The sequence below is a fragment of the Dokdonia sp. Asnod2-E02 genome, assembly GCF_045063915.1.
Lineage (GTDB): Bacteria > Bacteroidota > Bacteroidia > Flavobacteriales > Flavobacteriaceae > Dokdonia.
Window position 1 is genome coordinate 1,782,606 of the sequence record NZ_JBEFNX010000005.1, and the last position, 21,653, is coordinate 1,804,258.

At 39.0% G+C, this 21,653-nt stretch carries 21 protein-coding genes; 8 read left to right on the forward strand and 13 right to left on the reverse strand.

Going from position 1 to position 21,653, the window contains the following annotated elements:
* The first annotated feature begins 9 nt into the window (after positions 1-9).
* Genes ACJJVM_RS08130 through ACJJVM_RS08145 form a run of 4 tightly spaced genes read left to right on the forward strand, consistent with a single transcriptional unit; the run spans position 10 to position 3,197 of the window.
* The gene (locus tag ACJJVM_RS08130; RefSeq protein WP_299148620.1) at positions 10-1,020 is read left to right on the forward strand and encodes a succinylglutamate desuccinylase/aspartoacylase family protein; all 1,011 of its coding nucleotides are present in this window, start codon (positions 10-12) and stop codon (positions 1,018-1,020) included.
* The gene (locus ACJJVM_RS08135; RefSeq protein WP_405211348.1) at positions 992-1,552 is read left to right on the forward strand and encodes a 5-formyltetrahydrofolate cyclo-ligase; all 561 of its coding nucleotides are present in this window, start codon (positions 992-994) and stop codon (positions 1,550-1,552) included. Before ACJJVM_RS08130 ends, ACJJVM_RS08135 begins: the two co-directional genes overlap by 29 nt.
* Before the next feature lie 45 nt (positions 1,553-1,597).
* On the forward strand, positions 1,598-2,749 hold the full coding sequence (locus ACJJVM_RS08140) for a PAS domain-containing sensor histidine kinase (RefSeq protein ID WP_298349622.1): 1,152 nt from the start codon (positions 1,598-1,600) through the stop codon (positions 2,747-2,749).
* A 28-nt stretch (positions 2,750-2,777) separates the two neighbouring features.
* On the forward strand, positions 2,778-3,197 hold the full coding sequence (locus tag ACJJVM_RS08145; protein ID WP_038598066.1) for a response regulator: 420 nt from the start codon (positions 2,778-2,780) through the stop codon (positions 3,195-3,197).
* On the opposite strand, the gene ACJJVM_RS08150 is transcribed toward ACJJVM_RS08145, so the two are convergent.
* From ACJJVM_RS08150 to ACJJVM_RS08175, 6 genes are all read right to left on the reverse strand, one after another.
* Positions 3,184-3,816: a lipoprotein signal peptidase gene (locus ACJJVM_RS08150; protein ID WP_298349615.1), complete on the reverse strand. Its 633-nt coding sequence runs from the start codon at positions 3,814-3,816 to the stop codon at positions 3,184-3,186. The genes ACJJVM_RS08145 and ACJJVM_RS08150 overlap by 14 nt on opposite strands.
* A gap of 34 nt (positions 3,817-3,850) precedes the next feature.
* A complete protein-coding gene (locus tag ACJJVM_RS08155) occupies positions 3,851-4,477 on the reverse strand; it encodes a hypothetical protein (protein ID WP_405211349.1) in 627 nt (208 codons plus the stop codon).
* Positions 4,478-4,545: 68 nt separating this feature from the next.
* On the reverse strand, positions 4,546-4,929 hold the full coding sequence (locus ACJJVM_RS08160; RefSeq protein ID WP_035326112.1) for a TraR/DksA C4-type zinc finger protein: 384 nt from the start codon (positions 4,927-4,929) through the stop codon (positions 4,546-4,548).
* A 2-nt stretch (positions 4,930-4,931) separates the two neighbouring features.
* Positions 4,932-8,339, reverse strand: coding sequence for an isoleucine--tRNA ligase (ileS, locus tag ACJJVM_RS08165; RefSeq protein ID WP_405211350.1), 3,408 nt, complete (start codon positions 8,337-8,339; stop codon positions 4,932-4,934).
* A gap of 96 nt (positions 8,340-8,435) precedes the next feature.
* On the reverse strand, positions 8,436-9,071 hold the full coding sequence (locus ACJJVM_RS08170; RefSeq protein ID WP_405211351.1) for a porin family protein: 636 nt from the start codon (positions 9,069-9,071) through the stop codon (positions 8,436-8,438).
* Positions 9,072-9,099: 28 nt separating this feature from the next.
* On the reverse strand, positions 9,100-9,690 hold the full coding sequence (locus ACJJVM_RS08175; RefSeq protein WP_035326111.1) for a carboxymuconolactone decarboxylase family protein: 591 nt from the start codon (positions 9,688-9,690) through the stop codon (positions 9,100-9,102).
* A 108-nt stretch (positions 9,691-9,798) separates the two neighbouring features.
* Here ACJJVM_RS08175 and ACJJVM_RS08180 point away from each other — a divergent pair, with 108 nt between their 5' ends.
* Genes ACJJVM_RS08180 through recJ form a run of 3 tightly spaced genes read left to right on the forward strand, consistent with a single transcriptional unit; the run spans position 9,799 to position 13,504 of the window.
* Positions 9,799-10,248, forward strand: a complete 450-nt coding sequence (locus ACJJVM_RS08180) for an OsmC family protein (RefSeq protein ID WP_035326110.1) — start codon at positions 9,799-9,801, stop codon at positions 10,246-10,248.
* An 11-nt stretch (positions 10,249-10,259) separates the two neighbouring features.
* On the forward strand, positions 10,260-11,813 hold the full coding sequence (locus ACJJVM_RS08185) for an SPOR domain-containing protein (protein ID WP_405211352.1): 1,554 nt from the start codon (positions 10,260-10,262) through the stop codon (positions 11,811-11,813).
* Complete coding sequence (gene recJ, locus ACJJVM_RS08190; RefSeq protein WP_405211353.1) at positions 11,813-13,504, forward strand: single-stranded-DNA-specific exonuclease RecJ; 1,692 nt, start codon at positions 11,813-11,815, stop codon at positions 13,502-13,504. Before ACJJVM_RS08185 ends, recJ begins: the two co-directional genes overlap by 1 nt.
* A gap of 8 nt (positions 13,505-13,512) precedes the next feature.
* Here the strand turns inward: recJ and ACJJVM_RS08195 are convergent, their stop codons facing one another.
* The 4 genes from ACJJVM_RS08195 to trpS all read right to left on the reverse strand — a co-directional run bounded on the left by ACJJVM_RS08195 (position 13,513) and on the right by trpS (position 16,863).
* Entirely contained in the window at positions 13,513-14,448 is a 936-nt protein-coding gene (locus ACJJVM_RS08195) for an alpha/beta fold hydrolase (RefSeq protein WP_405211354.1), read from the reverse strand.
* A 53-nt stretch (positions 14,449-14,501) separates the two neighbouring features.
* Positions 14,502-15,263, reverse strand: coding sequence for a UDP-2,3-diacylglucosamine diphosphatase (locus tag ACJJVM_RS08200; protein ID WP_035328878.1), 762 nt, complete (start codon positions 15,261-15,263; stop codon positions 14,502-14,504).
* Between the two features lie 6 nt (positions 15,264-15,269).
* Entirely contained in the window at positions 15,270-15,722 is a 453-nt protein-coding gene (locus tag ACJJVM_RS08205; protein WP_035326104.1) for a 6-carboxytetrahydropterin synthase, read from the reverse strand.
* 169 nt (positions 15,723-15,891) lie between these two features.
* A complete protein-coding gene (gene trpS, locus ACJJVM_RS08210; protein ID WP_405211356.1) occupies positions 15,892-16,863 on the reverse strand; it encodes a tryptophan--tRNA ligase in 972 nt (323 codons plus the stop codon).
* Between the two features lie 71 nt (positions 16,864-16,934).
* Between trpS and ACJJVM_RS08215 the strand changes: the two genes are divergently transcribed.
* A complete protein-coding gene (locus tag ACJJVM_RS08215) occupies positions 16,935-17,669 on the forward strand; it encodes a lysophospholipid acyltransferase family protein (protein WP_405211357.1) in 735 nt (244 codons plus the stop codon).
* Between the two features lie 155 nt (positions 17,670-17,824).
* Here the strand turns inward: ACJJVM_RS08215 and ACJJVM_RS08220 are convergent, their stop codons facing one another.
* The 3 genes from ACJJVM_RS08220 to recA all read right to left on the reverse strand — a co-directional run bounded on the left by ACJJVM_RS08220 (position 17,825) and on the right by recA (position 21,047).
* Entirely contained in the window at positions 17,825-19,270 is a 1,446-nt protein-coding gene (locus tag ACJJVM_RS08220) for a hypothetical protein (RefSeq protein WP_405211358.1), read from the reverse strand.
* Complete coding sequence (locus ACJJVM_RS08225; protein ID WP_405211359.1) at positions 19,270-19,818, reverse strand: RNA polymerase sigma factor; 549 nt, start codon at positions 19,816-19,818, stop codon at positions 19,270-19,272. The genes ACJJVM_RS08220 and ACJJVM_RS08225 overlap by 1 nt, the downstream gene beginning before the upstream one ends.
* A gap of 221 nt (positions 19,819-20,039) precedes the next feature.
* Positions 20,040-21,047: a recombinase RecA gene (gene recA / locus ACJJVM_RS08230; RefSeq protein ID WP_298349576.1), complete on the reverse strand. Its 1,008-nt coding sequence runs from the start codon at positions 21,045-21,047 to the stop codon at positions 20,040-20,042.
* Between the last annotated feature and the right edge of the window lie 606 nt (positions 21,048-21,653).

Here is a 21,653-nt window from a genome sequence, read left to right on the forward strand (position 1 = left end):
CAGAAGCATTTGGCACAAATAGATGAACATAACGTTCTCACCATACTAGGTGAGCAAATCTTACCAGGTAAGAGCGCAACGGTAAATTTTAATATTGCAAAGTTGTACACGGCATCCTCTGTTGAGGTGCCTATTATAATAGAAAGGGCGGTAGAGCCTGGCCCCGTCATATTAATCACCTCGGGGATACACGGTGACGAGATAAATGGAGTAGAGATAGTGCGCCAGCTTATCGCAAAGAAAATCAATAGGCCTAAAATAGGGACTATAATCTGCGTGCCTGTCGTAAATATCTTTGGTTTTTTAGATATGAAACGGGCTTTTCCAGATGGGAGAGACCTCAATAGAGTGTTTCCTGGTAACCCTAGAGGGTCACTTGCTAGTAGGTTTGCTTACCAGTTTGTAAAGAAAATTTTACCCGTAGCAGATCTTTGTCTTGACTTCCATACTGGAGGTGCCTCTCGTTTTAACGTAGCACAGGTGCGTATAGATCCCCTAGATGTAAACTCTATGAAGTATGCAACTATCTTTAATGCGCCATTTACCTTACATTCTAAAGTAATCTCAAAGTCATATCGCGCTACGTGCTCAAGAATGAATAAATCTACCATTCTCTTTGAGGGAGGAAAATCTAAAGTAAGCGATAAGGAAATAGCCCGCGAGGGAGTATATGGTACAATGCGAGTTTTAAGCCATCTAGAGATGCTTGGTGATATGTTTACAGTGCCAGAAGCACCAGAACCATCAGTACTCGTAGAGAGCACTCGCTGGATGCGAGCAAAGTACTCAGGCTTACTACATACAAAAGTTATTTGCGGCGAGCGACTTGAAGAAGGGCAACACATTGCAACCATTACAGATCCCTATGGGAAATTTAGGCACGTGGTGAAAGCAAAAAATGAGGGCTATGTCATAAATGTAAACGAGGCTTCGCTCGTTTACCAAGGTGATGCTATTTTTAATATCTCTAGAGACCACAATGAAGACCAAGATGAAGCAGGAGCTGAGGAAGAAGTATAAAGATTTACGCAATACCTTAACTACAGACGAGCAGGATGAGCTCAGTCTTAAAATTGCAAACCAAGCTTTGAGTCTTGATATATGGAATCACGACTTTTATCACATCTTTTTACCTATAGAACGCTTACGCGAAATTAACACAGAGTTTCTATTATCCATTTTAGGAGGTAAAGACAAGAATATTGTACTCTCGTCATCAAATTTTAACGACAATACGATGAAGCATTATTTGCTTACAGATAACACAAAGCTTGTTGTAAATAAGTATGGTATTCCAGAACCAGCTGGCGGTATTGAAATACCTGTAAAAAATATAGACGTTGTTTTTATACCTCTACTAGCTTATGACCAAGAAGGTAATAGGGTGGGCTACGGCAAGGGATTTTATGATCGCTTTTTATCTCAATGTAAGAGTGATGTGGTAAAAGTGGGACTTAGTTTTTTTGAGCCAGAAGAAGAGATAATCGCAAAAAACAGTCAAGACATTGCGCTAAATAGCTGTATTACACCGAAAAAGGTGTATCATTTTTAGGCCTTTTTGATTTATTTGTTATATTCATAATCCCAAATCATATTTATGAATATAACTGCCTTTACAATGAAGAGAAGGAGAGATTCTCACACCCACTCATCACCTATGGAAAAGTCTGATCAGTTTTCTATTGATAAATTTTACTATCAAGAAATTTCTGCCTTAACTGAGGCTGGAGGCTGGAGTGTAGATTTTAAAAACAAAACAAGTCATTTTGACCATCAAGCTCGCATTATTCTTGATGTTCCTAAAGATTATGTACCCACGCTAAGATCTGGATATACATTTTATGCAGAAGAGCATCTAGATCGAGCAACAGAGTTCTTTTTTGGCTGTGCAGAGGGGAAACCATTCTCTACAGAAATAAAAATGCAAACTTATAACGGAGAGATTTTCTGGGCGATTGCAAAAGGAAAACCGCTTAGAGATGAATCTGGAGAGATTATAGGGATACGAGGCGTTTTTAGAAAAATAGATGAACAAAAGAAAAGAGAGCAACAACTCAAACAATCCCTTAAGCTCATAGAGGGACATAACTCTAGACTCTATGATTTTGCACATATTATATCTCATAACTTAAGGTCACAGGTAAGCAATTTACAAATGTGCTCTGCCTTAATGGATAAAAGTAATCTTACCAATGAGCAAATAGAGCTTGTAGATAATTTTGAAAAAATAGGTAACAGCCTAGACGTAACACTACAGCACCTCAATAAGATTGTAAGTGTTCATAATATCTCAAGTACAAAGCTGGAGCCAGTAGTAATAAAAGAAGTGTATGACCGTGTAGTCGCAGGTCTTAGTCAAGACATAAGGTCTAGTAGAGCTATTATGTATACAGAATTTTCTGAAGTAGAAGAGGTGATGTATATAGAGGCTTACTTAGAGAGTATATTACAAAACTTGATAACTAATGCACTGCGATATAAACACCCAGACCGTGATCCAGAGATAACCGTCTTTGCTTATGAAGAAAATGGCAAGAAATACCTTATGGTACGCGATAATGGTTTAGGTATAGATCTAGACAAGCACGGTAAAGATCTTTTTAAATTATATAAAACCTTCCACGGTAATAAGGATGCCTTGGGCTTAGGGCTATTTCTCACACGTAATGAAGTCCAAGCAATGGGCGGTGATATCACGGTAGAAAGCAAACTAGGTAAAGGTTCAAAATTTATTGTTACATTACAGTAGATTATAGTTAACTCCCCCAAATAGACATATGAACTACCCTATAAAACTAGCTTGTCTCATAGATGACGATGATATGTACGTGAGCCTACTTACAAAGCTCATAGACATACGTAAACTAGCAGAAGAAATACTTGTATTCAAAAACGGTGAAGAGGCTTTAAATCACTTCGTAAGCAGCTTTAAAGACCCTCAAGGACAGCCTGTACCACAAATAATTTTACTAGACCTCAATATGCCTATAATGGATGGATGGGGATTTCTTGAAGAATTAAGCAAGCACGACTTTCCTGCACTTAACAACTGTACACTGTATATTGTGAGTAGCTCTATAAACCCCGTAGATATAGAGCGCTCTAAGCACTTTAACCTCGTAAAAGACTTTATTGTAAAACCTATAGGTCCTAACGAGCTGATAGAGATATTTTCAGAAGCACCTACTGCGCCGTAGTTACTTTTTCCTCTTGAGGAAACACGCGCTTGTTAAATACAAGTAGGATACCTACGCCCGTACTTATCGCCATATCTGCTATATTAAATATGGCATTAAAAAATGTAAAGGTTTTACCTCCTAAAAAAGGAACCCATTCTGGCCACATAGCATCTTGTATAAAAGGGAAGTAGAGCATATCTACCACTTTTCCAAAGAGAGGATCTGCATAACCACCACCTTCTGGCATAAATGTCGCAATCTGGCTAGGCGTGCTCGCGCTAAAAATAGATCCATAAATAAGAGAATCTATAATATTACCTACTGCACCAGCAAAGACCAGTGATAATGCGATAACCAGCAGTTTTGGCGCATTGTTTTTTACAGACTTATATAAGTAATACCCTATCACTGGGGCTATAATAAGTCTAAAGAGTGAGAGCGTGATTTTACCATATTTACCTGGTAACTCTACGCCCCAAGCAGCTCCTTGATTTTCTACAAAGAAAATCTGAAACCAGTCTAGACCAAAAACCTGTATACTCTCACGTAGGTAAAAATTAGTTTTAATATATACCTTAAGTACTTGATCTACTAGAAGTATCAAAAACACAATAAGAGCAACTTTTTTTAACGACATAATATAGTTTTGAAACGTGACAAAAATAGGGTATTCACAACGATTTTACTACCGTCACATCACCGTGTATACTTTTGATTTCTAGCAGTGGGCCATCCGCTTGAAAAGGAGGGATGTTAATCTTTCCATTTCTAGATTGTGCGGTGACATTAACCAGATTGCTTGAGACATAAATACTACCAGATATAGTGTTTATTTTTGCGCTTTCGCGAAAGCGGAATTCTTCCCCCTTAAAATGCCCGCGACCTAGATCTATGCGTACTTGGCCAAGCTTTCCATAAGTGTCTACACTTGCCAAAGTTGAGTAAATAGAAACATCTAAGCCTCTGGGAATTGTAATCTCAAGCTCAATAGCCAGCACCTTATGAGCAGCGAGTTTATCATTAAAAGGGATGTAATCTGGAGTCTTTCCCGTAGTGATTTTAAGTACGCCATCGTTTGTAGAAGTATTAAGTAATGTACTTGCAAAAGTCTCCCCATCTATAATGGTCGCTACTGTAATCTCTCTTACCTCTCCAGTAGTAATCTTAATCTTAAAAATTTCATTGCTATTTATATACAACTCCTTTATAGCTGTTGCATCATAGGTTTGCGTAAGTCGTTTTTGAGCATATAAACTCATCGTGACTAGTATAGACAATATGGATAAACGTAAATTCAAAAATCTAATGAATAGTTACAAAAAAAGCGCTCATAAGAACGCTTTTATTTATTGATATATAACAACTATTATGACTGCATATTCTTTGCCTCAATGCTCAATGTAGCGTGTGGTACGAGCTTTAAGCGTTCTGGGTTGATAAGCTTCCCAGTCACACGGCATATACCGTACGTCTTGTTATTAATACGAGTAATCGCATTTTTAAGATCACGTATAAACTTCTCTTGACGTATAGCAAGTGCACTGTTTGCCTCTTTACTCATTGTGGCGCTACCTTCGTCAAAAGATTTAAACTGCGGTGACGTATCATCTGTACCGTTGTTACCATCGTTGAGGTATGCACTTTTGATAAGCTCGAGATCGTGTTGTGCTTTCTCAATCTTCTTTTCTATTAATTCTCTAAACTCAGCGAGCTGTGCATCGCCAAATCTTTCTTGTGTGTCGTTTGCCATTACTAGTGTTTTGAAATGGTTAAAAATGTTGTTATATCGTCAAAAGCAATCTCTAGCCCTTCACTTAGTGTAGGTACAATTTCTAGAGTATCTGCTAGTGTTTCTGCTTTAATATAGTCTGCATTTGCAGCTACCGTTTGAGCAATTGCCGGCTCATCTTGTAACTGTATGTGTATGCGATCTGTCACTTCAAATCCAGAGTCCTTACGCAGGTTCTGTATACGGTTAACCAATTCTCGTGCCACACCTTCTTTTTTAAGCTCATCACTTATCGTTACATCTAGTGCAACAGTTACTCCAGCGTTGCTCGCAACTAGCCAGCCTTCAATATCTTGCGATGTTATCTCAACGTCGCCGGCTTGCAAAATAGTATTTTCCCCATTAATTTCAACGGTTAATTCTCCATCTTGCTCAATTTTTGCGATATCCTCAGCTTGTAAAGAATTTATCTTGCTGGCAACCAGCTTCATATCTTTTCCAAAACGAGGTCCTAATACCTTAAAATTAGGCTTGATTTGCTTCACTAAGATCCCAGAATCGTCAGAAATGAGCTCAATCTCCTTGACGTTTACCTCAGATTTAATCAAATCTGCTACGGCTAGGATCTCATTTTTGTCATTTTCATTAAGCACAGGGATCATAATACGCTGTAAAGGTTGGCGTACTTTGATCTTTTCTTTTGCTCTTAATGAGAGTGTTAGTGAGCTTACTATCTGTGCCTTTTGCATTTTGTGCTCAAGCGCAGTGTCTATATAAGCGGCATCGCTCACAGGGAATTCTGCGAGGTGTATGCTCTCAAAATCTTCTTTTCCAGTAGCAGCGTTGAGGTCTTTATAGAGTTTTTCCATAAAGAATGGCGCTACAGGAGCACTAAGCTTTGCTACCGTCTCAAGACAGGTATATAATGTTTGGTATGCAGAGATTTTATCGGTAGCATATTCACCTTTCCAGAAACGTCTTCTACTTAATCGTACAAACCAGTTAGACAGGTTTTCTTGTACAAAGGTGTCTATCGCCCTTGTTGCTTTGGTAGGCTCATATTCGGCATAAAAATTATCTACTTCTGCTATAAGACTGTGAAGTTCTGATAGTATCCATCTGTCTATTTCTGGACGTTGAGAAAGTTCTATTTCCGCTTCCGCGAAAGCGAAATTATCAAGATTTGCATACAGCGCAAAGAAGTTATACGTGTTGTAAAGTGTTCCAAAGAACTTACGTTTTACTTCTTCTATGCCTTCCAAATCAAACTTGAGGTTATCCCAAGGGTTTGCGTTAGAAATCATATACCAGCGCGTTGCATCTGGCCCGTATTTTTCTAAGGTCTCAAAAGGATCTGTTGCATTACCAAGACGCTTAGACATCTTCTGCCCATTCTTGTCAAGTACAAGTCCGTTAGATACTACATTTTTATAGGCTACATCGTCAAAGATCATAGTAGCAATCGCGTGGAGTGTGTAAAACCATCCACGAGTTTGGTCTACACCTTCGGCTATAAAATCTGCTTTACGCCAAGTGTCTTCTACGAGTTCTTTATTTTCAAAAGGGTAGTGCCACTGTGCATAAGGCATAGATCCAGAGTCAAACCATACATCAATAAGGTCTGCCTCACGCATCATAGGCTGCCCGCTGTCTGAGACTAGCGTAATTTTATCTACAATGTTTTTATGGAGATCTACAAGCTCGTAATTTTCCTCACTCATATCGCCCACTTTAAACCCTTCAAAAGGATCTGTGTCCATCACACCTTTGTCAAGTGCCTTTTGGATTTCGGCCTTAAGTTCGGCTATAGAGCCTATGAGTATTTCTTCTTTTCCATCTTCGGTACGCCATATAGGAAGCGGTATTCCCCAGAAACGGCTACGTGATAAGTTCCAGTCGTTTGCATTTGCAAGCCAGTTTCCAAAACGTCCTTCTCCTGTAGACTTAGGTTTCCAGTTTACGCCAAGGTTAAGCTCGTGCATACGATCTTTAAAATCGGTCACTTTTATAAACCAAGAATCGAGCGGGTAGTAAAGTACCGGCTTATCTGTACGCCAGCAATGTGGGTAACTGTGCACGTACTTTTCCACCTTAAAGGCTTTGTTTTCTTCTTTTAAGCGTATCGCAAGTTCCACGTCCATAGAACGTTCTGGAGCCTCACCATCTGCATAATATTCATTCTTAATGTACTTGTTTCCAAACTCTTTGAGCTCAGGGCGAAATTTCCCCTGAAGATCCACAAGCGGCACAAGGTTACCATCTTCATTTTTAATAAGAAGTGGCGGAATTTCTGGTGAAGCTAGTTTTGCAACCAAAGCATCATCTGCACCAAAAGTAGGTGCTGTGTGTACGATACCCGTACCATCCTCTGTCGTTACAAAGTCTCCTGCAATTACTCGGAAAGCATCTTGAGGATTATCATTAGGCTGTACAAAGTCAAATAGTTGCTCGTAGCGAAGTTCAAGAAGGTCTGCTCCTTTAAATTCTTCGGTTACGAGATATGGTATTTTCTTATCTCCAGCATTGTATGCGTCCAGCTCTTCTTTCGCGGAAGCGGAAACAAATTTCTTGTCAAACTGCTTAGAGATTAAATTCTTTGCAAGGATAACCTTTACTGGCTCAAAAGTGTACTGGTTAAATGTCTCAACGAGTACATAATCTATCTTTTTCCCAACGGTAAGTGCCGTGTTTGAAGGTAGTGTCCAAGGAGTCGTCGTCCAGGCGATAAAGTAAGTATTCCCGTCTGCAAGTTCTTTTGCAAGTGGGTTTTCACCTTGATCTGTGATTTTAAATTGTGCAACCACCGTAGTATCTGTCACATCGCGGTAACAGCCTGGCTGGTTAAGTTCGTGAGAGCTTAATCCCGTTCCCGCCTTAGGAGAATACGGCTGGATGGTGTACCCTTTGTATAGTAAATCTTTGTTATAGATTTGCTTAAGTAGCCACCATACGGTTTCCATATACTTGGCCTTATAGGTGATGTATGGATCTTCCATATCTACCCAGTACCCCATCTTTTCTGTAAGGTCATTCCAGATATCTGTGTAGCGCATCACGGCTTTTTTACAAGCTTCGTTATACTCTTCTACAGTGATTTTTGTGCCGATATCTTCTTTGGTAATACCAAGTTCTTTTTCAACACCAAGTTCTACAGGAAGTCCGTGCGTATCCCATCCCGCTTTACGCTTAACCTGAAAGCCTTTCATCGTTTTGTAACGAGGAAAAATATCTTTAATCGCACGCGCTAGTACGTGGTGTACACCCGGTAGTCCGTTTGCCGAAGGTGGTCCTTCAAAAAATACATACGGTTTTGCTCCTTCTCGAGAAGTAACCGACTTCTCAAAAACGTCATTTTCTTTCCAGTAGGCAAGTACCTCGCTAGCGATGTTAGGAAGGTCTAATCCTTTATATTCAGTGAACTTAGCGCTCATTTTGTAGTCTTTAAATGTTGTGCGCGAATTTACGAGATTTTTAGGCAATAAAGAAGCGCCCCATTAGGGCGCTCGTAAAGAATATTTTATAGTGAATTAAAGCTTGTGTGCTAAGCCTAGCTGAAAGACTGAAGACTTAACAGAATTTTGATTAGTAAGACCTCTAAAATAGCCAAGTTCAACCATCATATTTTCTGAAACTTTATAGCCTAATCTTGCGCTTACATCAATCCCAATTTTGTCATCATCTTGAAATCGAGAAACTACTAACTCATCATCACTATCTACTTCTGTTTCGAAGTTTAGGGTGTAGGTTATTTGTGGACCAAGAAATAAGCTAAAGTCACTACCAATCTTATACTGTAAAAGTATAGGAAGCAGCAGCTTACTCTGTTTTACATTTACATCTTCTTCATTTTCAAGAAATGTAGGGTCGTTTTGATCAAAAATTAAAACTTGACTATAATCTATGTCTAGTTTAGCTCCTTGACTACTATAGAGTAATTCTGGTTGTAGTGCAAACTTATCACTGAGGCTAATGTTTATAAAACCACCCGCATAAAAGCCAACTTTAGCATTAAAATCTAAAAAATCATTGTTTGAATCTTCAAATTCATAAACGAGATTAGCGTAATTGAGTCCACCTTTAATGCCATAAGTTATATCGCTTTGAGCAAAAGAAACTGTCGCTATAAGAAGGCAAATTGTCAATGAGAAAATTATTTTTTTCATTCTTTTAAATTAAATTTCAAATATAAACTTACACGTGTTTTCCTACTTCAAATCCGTGCTTTCCGAGATATTGATTTCCAGAATCTATGGCATCTTCCTCTAGGGTAGTTCCCATAGAGTCGTTCCAACGGTTGAGGTATCCAAATAGTGAAATCACTCCCAGCATCTCTACAATCTCACCTTCATCCCAGTATTTATATAATTCCTCCTTGATTTTTGCATCTACGGCATTAGGTACTTGGCTTGCTGCCAGAGAGAAATCAAGCGCAGCACGCTCAGCATCAGAAAAGGCATCGTGTGTGCGATACTCCCAGATGTTATCAAGTTGCTCTTGCTCTGCGCCATAACGCTCTGCAGCACGTATAGCGTGCGCCTGGCAATAGCGACATCCAGTAGCATTACTAGACACCCACGCAATCATACGTTTTAAGGCAGAAGTCACTCGGCCTTGGTTTGCCATCACGGCTTTGTTGAGGTTTATAAATGCGCGCGAGATATCTGGACGACGCTGCATAGTAAGTACCGAGTTGGGACAAAAGCCTAGTGTCTCATTAAAAAATAGGGCAAGTTCTTTAGTTGTTTCGTCGTGTTCGGCAGAGAGTGGTGTTACTAATGGCATCGTATATATTTTAAATTAATGTTCTTATTTACGCTTTCGCGAAAGCAATATAGGCATTTTATCTACCAATTTTGTACCTTCATATTTCAAGCAAAACAAACACATAAAATGGCTGGACATACAGTAACTACAATCTATAAACAAGGAATGCAATTTGAGACAGATAGCCCTACGGGTTATAAAGTACTCATAGATACTTCTCCAGAAAATGGAGGTAATAACGACGGGATGGGTCCTAAGGCAATGATGCTTTCTGGTCTTGCGGGATGTACTGGTCTTGATGTGGTATTTGTACTCAACAAGATGAGGGTAGATGTACCTAAATTTAAAATGGTCGTAAAAGGAGAACTTACAGAGGAGCACCCTAAAACATATCACACCGTATGGCTAGATTATCACTTTTATGGTGATGACTTAAACGAAGAAAAAATCCAAAAAGCAGTAACACTCTCTGAAGAGCAATACTGTGGGGTTATGGAAATGTTTAGAAAATTCTGTAAGCTAGAAATAGCGGTCCACTACCACCCAGAAGCCGCCTTAGAAACTAGCAACTCATAACACAGCAAGTAATGAGAAAATGGTTACTCATACTCTGCACATTACCTGTCATTGCAATTGCCCAAGATTCACAAGCTTTTACACGTGACAAAGAATTTTATGTGCGCGGTAATACTGCTGTAATAGGCAATAATATCTTGAGCAAAAACGCCGAAAAGCCTTTTAATGACTTAGAAAAGGTGAACGATGAGTTTAAGATGAAGTATGTAGACATAGATAACGATGCTAGTACCTGGAGCTCTAGTAGCGCATATCTTAATCTCAAGAAAGATGTTAACATAGTTTATGCTGGTTTGCACTGGTCTGGCACCTATAATGGTGAGCGCAGTGGCAAACGTATGAAAGATGGTAAGGTCTATCATAAAATGCTTGATGAGCGTGCTCACGACATACAAGAAGTGCTACTTAAATTACCTAACGGAGCTTATCAACACGTGCGTGGTTCCCTAGTTTATGATGGAGAAAATGCAACCAACGTTTCTGTAAAATCTAGAGCACCATATGCGTGTGTGGCAGATGTAACAGAACAAATGCAGGCTTTTGTAGATGGGGAGATTACAGTCGCAAATGTAAGTGCTACTCAAGGTGAAATTATAGGAGGAAGCTCTGCTGGATGGTTATTATATGTAGTGTATGAAGACGATAGTGAGCCACTACAATATATCACTACGTTTAATGGACTTGAATTTGTAAATAAAAAAGCCGTAGAAATTGATTTTGGAAATTTTCAATCGTCAGAAAATGGTGAGCTAGAGACAGCTGTAACTATAGGAGCACTGGAGGGTGATGGTAACTTAGGTCGTGATGAGATAAGTATTTTTGACCCACAAACTAAAATATTTGTCACACTAGATAATGAGGTGAGAGCTTCGAGCAACTTCTTTAACAGTACGATTACTATAAACGACAAGCGGTTTACAAAAAGAGTGCCTAGCAGTCTTAATACGTTAGGTTTTGACCTTGCGAAAATTAAAATCCCTACAGCTCAAAATAAGATTATTGCAAACAGCACGGGTGGTGTAAAAATGAGATTTAAAACACGCTCAGATCGTTTCTTTTTATTTTTTACAGCTTTCCAAACCACCATAAGTGAGCGCTATTATAATGAGAAACGTGTAGGCTCGCCTACCGCAGAGACTGCTACCGTTGCTATTGTAAAAGAGCCGAATGTGCCTAAGCCTAAAAAAGTTATTGTAAACCAAAAAGTAGCAATTGCGGTGCCAGATGTTACCGTAAACGAAGAGAAAAAATATGAGCCACCAGCGGTGGTAAATAAAGACCTAGCCGCTTTATTAGAAAAGCCGTCAATTACTATAGAAGGTATAGCGCCGGGGTATTACATCATTACAAACGCATTTTCTAACGCTGCAAATGCAGAACGATGGATGGAAACGTTGCAACAAAAAGATCTACAGCCACAAATGTTTTACCGCCCAGATAATGAGCTCTTTTATGTATTTACAGAGGCAGGTAAGGATGCGGCCTCTATGTACGATAAACTTAAAGTGATTAAACAAATACCAGGTTTAGAAAAAACGTGGATGCTTAAAACGAACCTTAATTAATGCGCTGGACTTTAAAACCAAAACCAGAAGCACAAAAAGTAGCAAAACTAGCACAAGAGCTGGGAGTAGAAGCTCCTATTGCAACACTCCTCATACAGCGAGATATTGACACGTTTGAGAAAGCAAAAAACTTTTTTAGACCCTCGCTAGATGCTTTGCACGATCCATTCTTGATGAAAGATATGGATAAAGCTGTAGCACGTATCGAGCAGGCAATAGCTCAAGGCGAAAACATACTAGTCTTTGGTGATTATGACGTAGATGGTACCACGAGTGTTGCCTTGATGAGTTCTTATCTCGATACCATTCACCCGCAGGTGGCAACCTATATTCCAGATCGCTATGCAGAGGGTTATGGTGTTTCTTATATGGGTATAGACTTTGCTGCAGATAATGATATGGCACTGATTATCGCACTAGATTGTGGTGTTAAAGCGATTGAGAAAGTGGCTTATGCAAAAGAAAAAGGAATCGACTTTATTATTTGTGATCACCACAGACCCGGTGATGACCTGCCAGATGCGGTTGCTATTTTAGACCCAAAAAGAGAAGATTGCTCGTATCCTTATGATGAGTTATGCGGGTGTGGTGTAGGTTTTAAACTTATAAGTGCAATTGCGCTTTCGCGAAAGCAAAATTTTGAAGAGCTTCTTCCTTACCTAGATCTTGTTGCCACCGCAATAGGCGCAGATATTGTACCTATCACAGGAGAAAACAGAATACTTGCCTATCACGGACTTAATGTGATAAACCAAGCACCTCGAGCAGGTTTTGAAGCTATTATAAAGCAAGTCAAAAAGGAAACCCTTACCATCACAGATGTTGTTTTTATCATAGGACCACGTATAAATGCTGCGGGGAGAATGGTGCACGGTAACCACGCGGTGACCTTATTACGAGAGACAAACCTAGAGACAGCAACCAAGTTTGCATCAGAGATAGAGCAATATAACTCCGACCGAAAGGAAGCAGATAAGAGTATTACTCAGCAAGCCTTAGATCAAATTATAGAGAATCAAGAGGAGGGAAATAAAACCACCGTTGTTTTTCAAGAAGACTGGCATAAAGGGGTGATAGGGATTGTGGCTTCTAGGCTTATTGAGACATATTACAGACCTACGCTTGTTTTTACAAGAAGCGGTGATAAGTATGCAGCCTCTGCGAGATCTGTAAAAGGTTTTGATGTATATAACGCCCTACACGAGTGTGCAGAGCATATAGAGCAGTTTGGTGGACATAAATATGCTGCAGGACTTACTTTGTTACCAGAACAATATGAGGCTTTTAAAGCAAAGTTTGAGGAGGTGGTTGCCGCTAGTTGCGATGAGCGCTTGCTAGTGCCAGAAATTTCTATAGACAGTGAGATAAACCTTGCAGATATTACGCCTAAGTTTCACCGTATTATAAAGCAGTTTGCACCGTTTGGGCCACGTAATATGTCACCTACGTTTATGACTAAAAACTTGACAGATACTGGTTATGGTAAAAAAGTAGGAGCAGATCAAACACATCTTAAAGCGGCTGTTGTTCAAAACAGCAGAGGTTCACAGATAGGGTGTATAGGTTTTAATCTAGGCGATAAGTATGATTTAATTACAAATAAAAAGCCATTTATGGCAGCCTACGCCATAGATGAAAATGAGTGGAATGGTAATGTAAGCCTCCAGCTTAGACTAAAAGATATTAAGTAAAGCGGTCATTACTCTTTTAAAAAGGCCGAAATAATAGTGACTATCTCCTCTGTTTTTTCTTCTTGAATAAAGTGCTTGGCTTCTAGTAGGTGTATATTTTCTTCTTTTATATTTAGAGAAGATTGTAGTTGGGTTTTTTGAGGTTCTATGAGTAAAAAGGTGTCTTCTTTTCCCCAAATCACTGCGGTTGGTATATCCAGACTTTTAGTGAGTGATGTGTAATCTGGTAAGGTGTTGCACGTTTGCGTAAAGAAGTAATACATCCCTCTAGTTTTGCCTTCTCGTAATGGTGTTTTATATCCTGTTACGTCTATCTCGTTGAGGTTGTTTTGTAACATTCCAGATTTAAATAAATTTTTGAGCATCACATTTGTGGTAATGCCATTACGGTAACCCCACATTGCCGTGCGAGCCATAAACCCTTTCTTAAATCGTACGGGAGGATCAAAACCTTCTTCGTAAATAATGGTATTGAGGAGTATGAGATTATTAATGCGCTGTGGTTGTTTTTTGAGCAACTCCCACGTCCATAGCCCGCCGGCGTCGTGCATCACGTGAGACCAGGTTGTGATATTAAGACTATCTAGCAACTCTAGTAATCGCTGTGCGTGATTTTCTTCAGAATAGATGTCGTAGCCTTTTGGGTTGTCACTGCTTCCGTAACCCAGCATATCTGGAATAATCACTCGGTAGCCTGCATCTACAAGTGGGTCTATCATTTTTCGATAAAGCCACCCAGACGTAGGTACGCCGTGTAAGAGCACAATCACTTTATCGCTTTTACCCTTATCTATATAAGCGATAGCGCCATCACTAGTGTTGAAAGTTTTCTGATTTTGGCGAAAGCCGTCATATGTTATTTGCCCTTTGCGAGCAGTAGTAGATTGGTATGGTTTGCAAGAAAAAAGTGCAATAGCACAGAGAGTAAGAACTAGAAATCGCATCAAAAAGTTTTTCTAAAGATAGCGAAGTCTATGATGAATTGGTTTGTGAGGCCTTATTTCTTGAGAAACTCCTCGAGTTTAAAGCCATTCTCATCATACACTCCATAGGTGTAGTGCGCAATCCAGTCACCTATATTGTAATAGGTGCTGTTTTCTCCCACTTGTATGGTCATAGGTAAATGACGGTGCCCAAAAACAAAATAATCATAGTGAGCAGTCTCAAGTTTGCGCTTTGCATAAGCTGCAAGCCACTCATTTTCTTCTCCAAGAAACACGTGATCATCATCACCAGAGATGAGTTTGTTTTTTACAGACATATACTGAGCAATTTTCATCCCAATATCTGGATGTCCCCAGCGAAATAACCACTGAAAAAACTTACCACGGAAGACTTTCTTCATACGCTTATAGCCATTATCTCCAGGACCTAAGCCGTCTCCGTGACCTAAAAAGAACTTCTTATCATCTATAGTAAACACTTTAGGGTCGTGATATACGGGAATGCCCAGCTCTTCTTCAAAATAGCCGTTCATCCAGAGGTCGTGATTCCCTACAAAAAAATAAATCTCGATGCCCTCATCACGCATCTCGGCAAGTTTGCCTAGTGTGCGCACAAAACCTTTAGGAACTACCGTTTTATACTCAAACCAAAAGTCAAAAAGATCACCCATTAAGAAAATAGCCTGTGCATCCTTGCGAGCCATCTCTAGCCACTGCAAGAATATGCGCTCTCGCGGTCTACTTTCCTCCATAGTGGGAGCACCCAAGTGGTTATCACTTGAGAAGTATATTTTCTTTCCTTTTGGGAGGTTAATAGTCATCTAGAGTTGATCTGCCGCGTGCCACTCTGCATAGCTTGTTGCTGTTTCAGAAAGGCGTAGTGAGTGTAATTTTATTGTATCTGGTAAAAATGATTGAATCTTTGCAGCAAAGTCTATCACCATCATCTCACTCGTAGGCTGGTAATCTACAAGTAGTACATCGTGACCACGATCAGATAGTTCTTTTGCAAGCTCTACGTGCGGTGTGTTTTTATTAAAAACGGTAGCGTGATCAAAAACGTTTACAATCTCTCTATTTACAATTTTCTTTAAGTCACCAAAGTCGATAACCATTCCCAGCTTTGCGTTGCCCATATCTGTAATAGGTTCTCCTATTACGGTAACGCTAAGTTTGTAACTGTGCCCGTGTACATTCTTGCACTTGCCGTCATAGCCATAAAGCGCGTGACCTGTCTCAAAGGTAAACTGTTTTGTAATTCTAATTTTTGACATACTGTATTATTGGTTTTCGCTTTCGCGAAAATTGAAACCTATACGACTTAACGTCTGTTTCTAAATTTGTTGTACAAAACTACGATAATCAATACAAGTCCCAAGATGAGGAACAAACCGTTACCGCTTAAAAAGCTCATAATGTCCATACTATTTCTATTTTAGTTTATTAATACCCAACTACTTTACGCACACGATCAATCACTCCATTTGCAACCTTGGTCGCTTTTTCTGCTCCTACTTTTAATGCAGCATCTATCTCGTTGAGGTTATCCATATAGTACGCATACTTCTCGCGTTGTGCAGCATACTTCTCGATAATTACCTCATAAACAGCTTGCTTTGCGTGACCGTAGCCAAAATCTGTACGTTTATAATTTTCGCATAAGCGGTCTACTTGTTCTGGAGTTGCTAGTAATTTATAAAGGTTAAACACATTACAGCCCTCTGTTTCCATAGGTTCCTCCATAGGAGTACTGTCTGTTTTTATCCCCATAATTTGCTTACGTAGCTTCTTGTCTGGTAAAAAGATATCAATAATATTACCTTTAGACTTAGACATCTTTGCGCCGTCTGTGCCTGGTATATACATTGTCTCCTCATTGTGGCTTGCTTCTGGCAGTACAAAAACTTCTGTTTTTGTAGCTGCGTGAAAACGGCTTGCCACGTCGCGCGTCATCTCAATATGCTGCGCTTGATCTTTACCCACGGGTACAACCTCTGCATCGTACAGCAAGATATCTGCCGCCATAAGCATAGGGTAGGTAAATAAACCTGCGTTTACATCTTCTAGACGGTCTGCTTTATCCTTAAAACTGTGAGCAAGTGTAAGTCGCTGGTACGGGAAGAAACAGCTCAAATACCAAGTAAGCTCTGCCGTTTGTGGTACGTCGCTCTGTCTGTAAAAAACCGTTTTATTAATGTCAAGACCAAAGGCCAGCCACGTAGCTGCTGTACTGTAGGTGTTGTGACGTAGCTGTGCTCCATCTTTTATTTGCGTGAGCGAGTGCATATCTGCAATAAATAGGAAAGACTCATTTGCAGGGTTATTTGCCATCTCAATCGCTGGTATAATAGCTCCTAGTAAATTTCCTAAGTGTGGTGTGCCTGTACTTTGCACTCCGGTAAGTATTCTTGACATAAAATTTGAGTAAAAAGCAAAGTTAACTTTTTCTGTTCATTGCATAGGCTGAATTACCTATTTTTGGAAGAATGCACATATTAATAAAAATAGCGGTCGCACTTTGGAAAGTATGGTTTTACTTTTTAATGCTCGTGGTCATCCTCATATTATCTCCATTACTTATTATAAGTATCCTTAAGGAGACTTGGTATGGTATGTTTTTTAGACTTGCTCAAATATGGGCACGTACAATTATGTTGCTTATGGGATTATTTCCAAAAGTGACTCGTGAAGAAAAGTTTGTGCGTGGCAAAGGATATATGCTGGTGAGTAACCACACCTCTATGATGGATATCTTGCTTATGTTGCACCTTGCAAAAAGTCCTTTTGTATTTGTGGGGAAAGCAGAGCTTGCAAAGCTCCCGCTTTTTGGGTTTTTCTATAAACGTACGTGTATTCTTGTAGATAGAGGTAACGCGCGTAGCCGCAAGCAGGTTTTTGATCAAGCACAGCGCAGGCTCAGTCAGGGGTTTAGTATCTGTATTTTTCCAGAAGGTGGCGTGCCAGATGATACTTCTATCGTGCTAGACACTTTTAAGGATGGTGCTTTTAGACTTGCTATAGATCATAAGCTGCCTATCGTGCCTATGACGTTTTATGACAATAAGAAGAGATTTCCTTATTCATTTTTTGAGGGTGAACCTGGTGTGATGCGTGCAAAAGTACATTCATTTATACCTACAGAAGGAATGACTCAAGACGATAAAAAGCCGCTTAGGGAGCAAACAAGAGCTATAATTTTAGAAGAATTGAAAGGGGATTAAGTACGCTTTCGCGAAAGCGTAATAACCACCATAAAAAATAAAAGGCTCCGTAACCAGCGGAGCCTTTTTTGTTACCACTGCAAGCGCAATGATTACCTAACCAACTAAAAAACTAACCTAATACCAAGTAAACTACACTTGGCATAGCTTCTTTACTAGAACTTATAACTTACACCTGTATACACACCTATGTAATACGGCTGAAAGTCTACCACTGTATTATCAAAACTGTTGAGTTGATATTTAAGTGATGGTTCTATATTAAATATGACCTTATCTGTCATTTTATAATCTAATCCTATTCCAATATTTGTGGTAAAGCTCACGTCATTTACTCCGCTTGCTGTACCTAGGTTGGTACTTAGTTCATTAGACTTAAGTATAACCTCGTTATCACTTAGAAATAATGTGCTTACTCCTCCCACTAGTGATACTCCCACGCGCTTATCTGTAATAACATAGATTGCCTCTAGAGGTACTTCTAGATAGCTAAGTTGTTGTTGCAGCGATCCATTTGCAGTGACCCCTATATTTGGTATAGCGCCGTCTGTATTAAAATTATTTTGAGCTGTACTGTTATCTGCAATAGCAATTGTCTTTGCGTTATCAGAATAATTAACACCTCTTAATGTACGCCCCAAGCTGTTAGTAGAAAATGAAATCTCGTTAGTATTATAACTTAAATCTACGTTATTTACACCGGTGCGTATTTTTAATTTAGGACTTATGGCATAACTTACTTGAACTCCATAACTCAGGTTTACATCGCCAGACTTATCATTATCTGCAAATTGCTTATCGAGTCCAGACCCTCCAAAATCTCCGTAGTATACAGGTGCTGCTACAGCGCCTACATCCCATCTAGAGCTATTTGTGTTTTCTTCTTTTAGCGCAACTGTGCTTTCTTCTTTGTTAAGTTCAATTTGTTTTGCTTCTTCTACGAGGTCTTTCTCTTTTGTGGCAACTGCCTCATTTGCTGCGATAGTAGTAGGGTTATCTTCTTTTCCTATTGTTGTTTTTTGATCTTTTGTTACTTGATTTGTGGTAGTTGCCTTCTTTTCTGTAGAAGATGTAGTCATATTATTTACATCGCTGTGCGCAATAAGTCCATTTGATTCATTACTAAGGGGCGATGTATTAATTTTAGAATTACTTCTAGATGTCTTACCACTATTTAATCCACTAGCATTACTAGTAGTAGTTAAGTTGCTCTTTGTTTGAGAATTTCTTTGAGATGAGTTGCTCGCAGCGATAACCTGCTCTTTGCTAGTAATAGTTGTTTGATCTGATGCTTGTTGTTCTTTACTATCTGAAGAGGCTTTAACTACAGATTGATTTGTGCTAGACTCTGTTGTGATGGTATCTTGGTTTACAATAGGTGTTACCCCGTTGGTGCTAGAAGGAATAAACAAGGTGCCAAGTCCAAAGAGTAACAAAAGTCCTGCGGCAATACCACCTACCTTCCACCATAGTGGTATGATGGTACGATTATCTTTCTTTTGATTTTGGGCAATACCAGCCCACACACGATCACTAGGGTGTGCTTCAAAGTTTTTAAACTTTTCTTGAAAAAGTCTGTCTATGTTCTTCTTCTCCTTCATTATTGTAGGTGAGATTTGCTCTGCAAGCTATGCTGGCTCGTCTCAATTTTTTCTTTTAATATCATTCTAGCACGCGCAAGGTTTGACTTTGAGGTGCCTTGAGAAATAGTAAGCAATTCTGATATTTCTCTATGTGAGTAGCCATCCATTACATATAGGTTAAAAACCATTCTATAACGATCTGGCAACTCTTGTATAATGCTAAGTAAGTAATCTAGCGGGATAGCCTCTTCTTCTACCTCGACTTCTACTTCTTTTATATTTTCTTCATTTACAAGGCTATAAACTCCTGGTTTACGGTACCGTTGTAACGCAGTATTTATAGCTACTCTTTTTAACCAACCTTCAAAAGATCCTTTATTTTTATACTGGGTAATCTTATCAAATATGATTATAAACGCATCTTGCAGAATGTCTTCCGCTTCGGCGTAATTAGGAGCATATTTGAGACAAACAGAAAAAAGTACACTCGCATATCGCTTGTATAAATCGGCCTGTGCCTTAGGTTGCTTCTTTTTACAGTTTTTTATGAGTTGGTCTTGACTCAACTGTTGTTGGTTTTGTTTATGTTCTCTTTAAATATAAGAACAGATATCTTTTTAAAGGGTTCTTTCTTCCACTTTGTGATATCGTATAATCACGTCTCTTCGTATAACAGGGTTTTTTTATTCTAGTTTGCACTAAGTAGATGCAAAATGTCTATAAAGGTTGCGTAGTAACAAAAAAAACCTCCTGAGTAGGAGGTTTTTAAATAAAACATATTGAGTTTTTATTCGTTGCTCACCTTTATGGCAGCGTGTATTTTTGTCTCTAGTTCTTCCATAAGGTCTGGATTATCTAGTAGTAATGCTTTTACAGCATCTCTACCTTGCCCTAGCTTAGTATCTTGATAGCTAAACCAAGAACCAGCTTTTTTGATAATCTCATAGTTAACACCTATATCTATAATCTCTCCTACTTTAGAAACTCCTTCTCCATACATAATGTCAAACTCTGCCATACGGAAAGGTGGTGCTACTTTATTTTTAACAATCTTAACACGAGTTTTATTACCCATTACGTTTGCATTGCTATCCTTTATTTGCGTAGAACGACGTATGTCTAAACGTACAGAAGCATAAAACTTAAGAGCATTACCACCCGTAGTGGTTTCTGGGTTTCCAAACATTACCCCAATCTTCTCACGAAGTTGGTTAATAAAGATTACTGTACAGTTAGTCTTGCTTATAGATCCAGTGAGTTTACGAAGTGCTTGTGACATTAATCGAGCGTGAAGTCCCATTTTTGAGTCTCCCATCTCGCCTTCTATCTCACTTTTAGGTGTAAGTGCGGCTACAGAGTCAATTACTACGATATCAATAGCGCCTGAGCGTATCAAGTTATCTGCTATCTCAAGAGCTTGCTCTCCGTTATCTGGTTGCGATATAATAAGGTTATCTATATCTACATTGAGCTTTTCTGCATAAAAACGATCAAAAGCGTGCTCTGCATCAATAAATGCTGCAATACCTCCAGCTTTTTGTGCCTCTGCTATAGCGTGTAGTGTTAAGGTGGTTTTACCAGAAGATTCTGGTCCATAAATTTCTATAACACGACCGCGAGGATATCCTCCTACACCAAGTGCTACATCAAGACCTAAAGATCCAGTAGGTATAGACTCTACATCTACTATGGCTTGGTCGCCCATTTTCATTACGGCACCCTTACCATACGTTTTGTCTAGTTTATCAAGGGTAAGCTTTAAGGCTTTTAATTTTGCATCTTTTTCGCTGCTCATATCTTCTTTTTTGTCTTGTAAAAATAACTTTTAATAGAGGCTTAAGCAAGGTTCGCTTTCGCGAAAGCGTAATACTTTTTAACATCATTTCTAAGTGTCTAATTACTCAGAATTATAGCGCCCAATATTAAATTGATATGGCGAAGATACTAAAATTTGGAATCTTTACTAATTTATAAAGGAATTATTCCTAATGGCGCGGTAAGACTACTATTTTAGAAGCAATAATCATTTTGAAGGGCCAATTAAGGAGTTTGTTACCAGACAACTGTGATAAAATATAAGTCACAACGCAACCATTTGGAATTCTTACGTCTTTACTATGAAGTAGTATTGTAAGTTGAATTATTAACCCTTAATAAAACAATAATTCCCTTAACATATGTCCGTTTTTAAAATGATGCGCGCACGTATGAAGAGGAAGGCCCAAAGCGAGATAGTGATATAAAATAGTACTTATGAGAATTATTAATAAGTAAAAATCTGAATTAGCCACAATTCACAAAAAATGCCTTTATATCGATGTAGAGGCATTTTTTGTGCCTTGAGATTAGAAAATGTACCTTTGCCGGAATTATTTTTCTTTTAACTTAAACAAAGTATAGT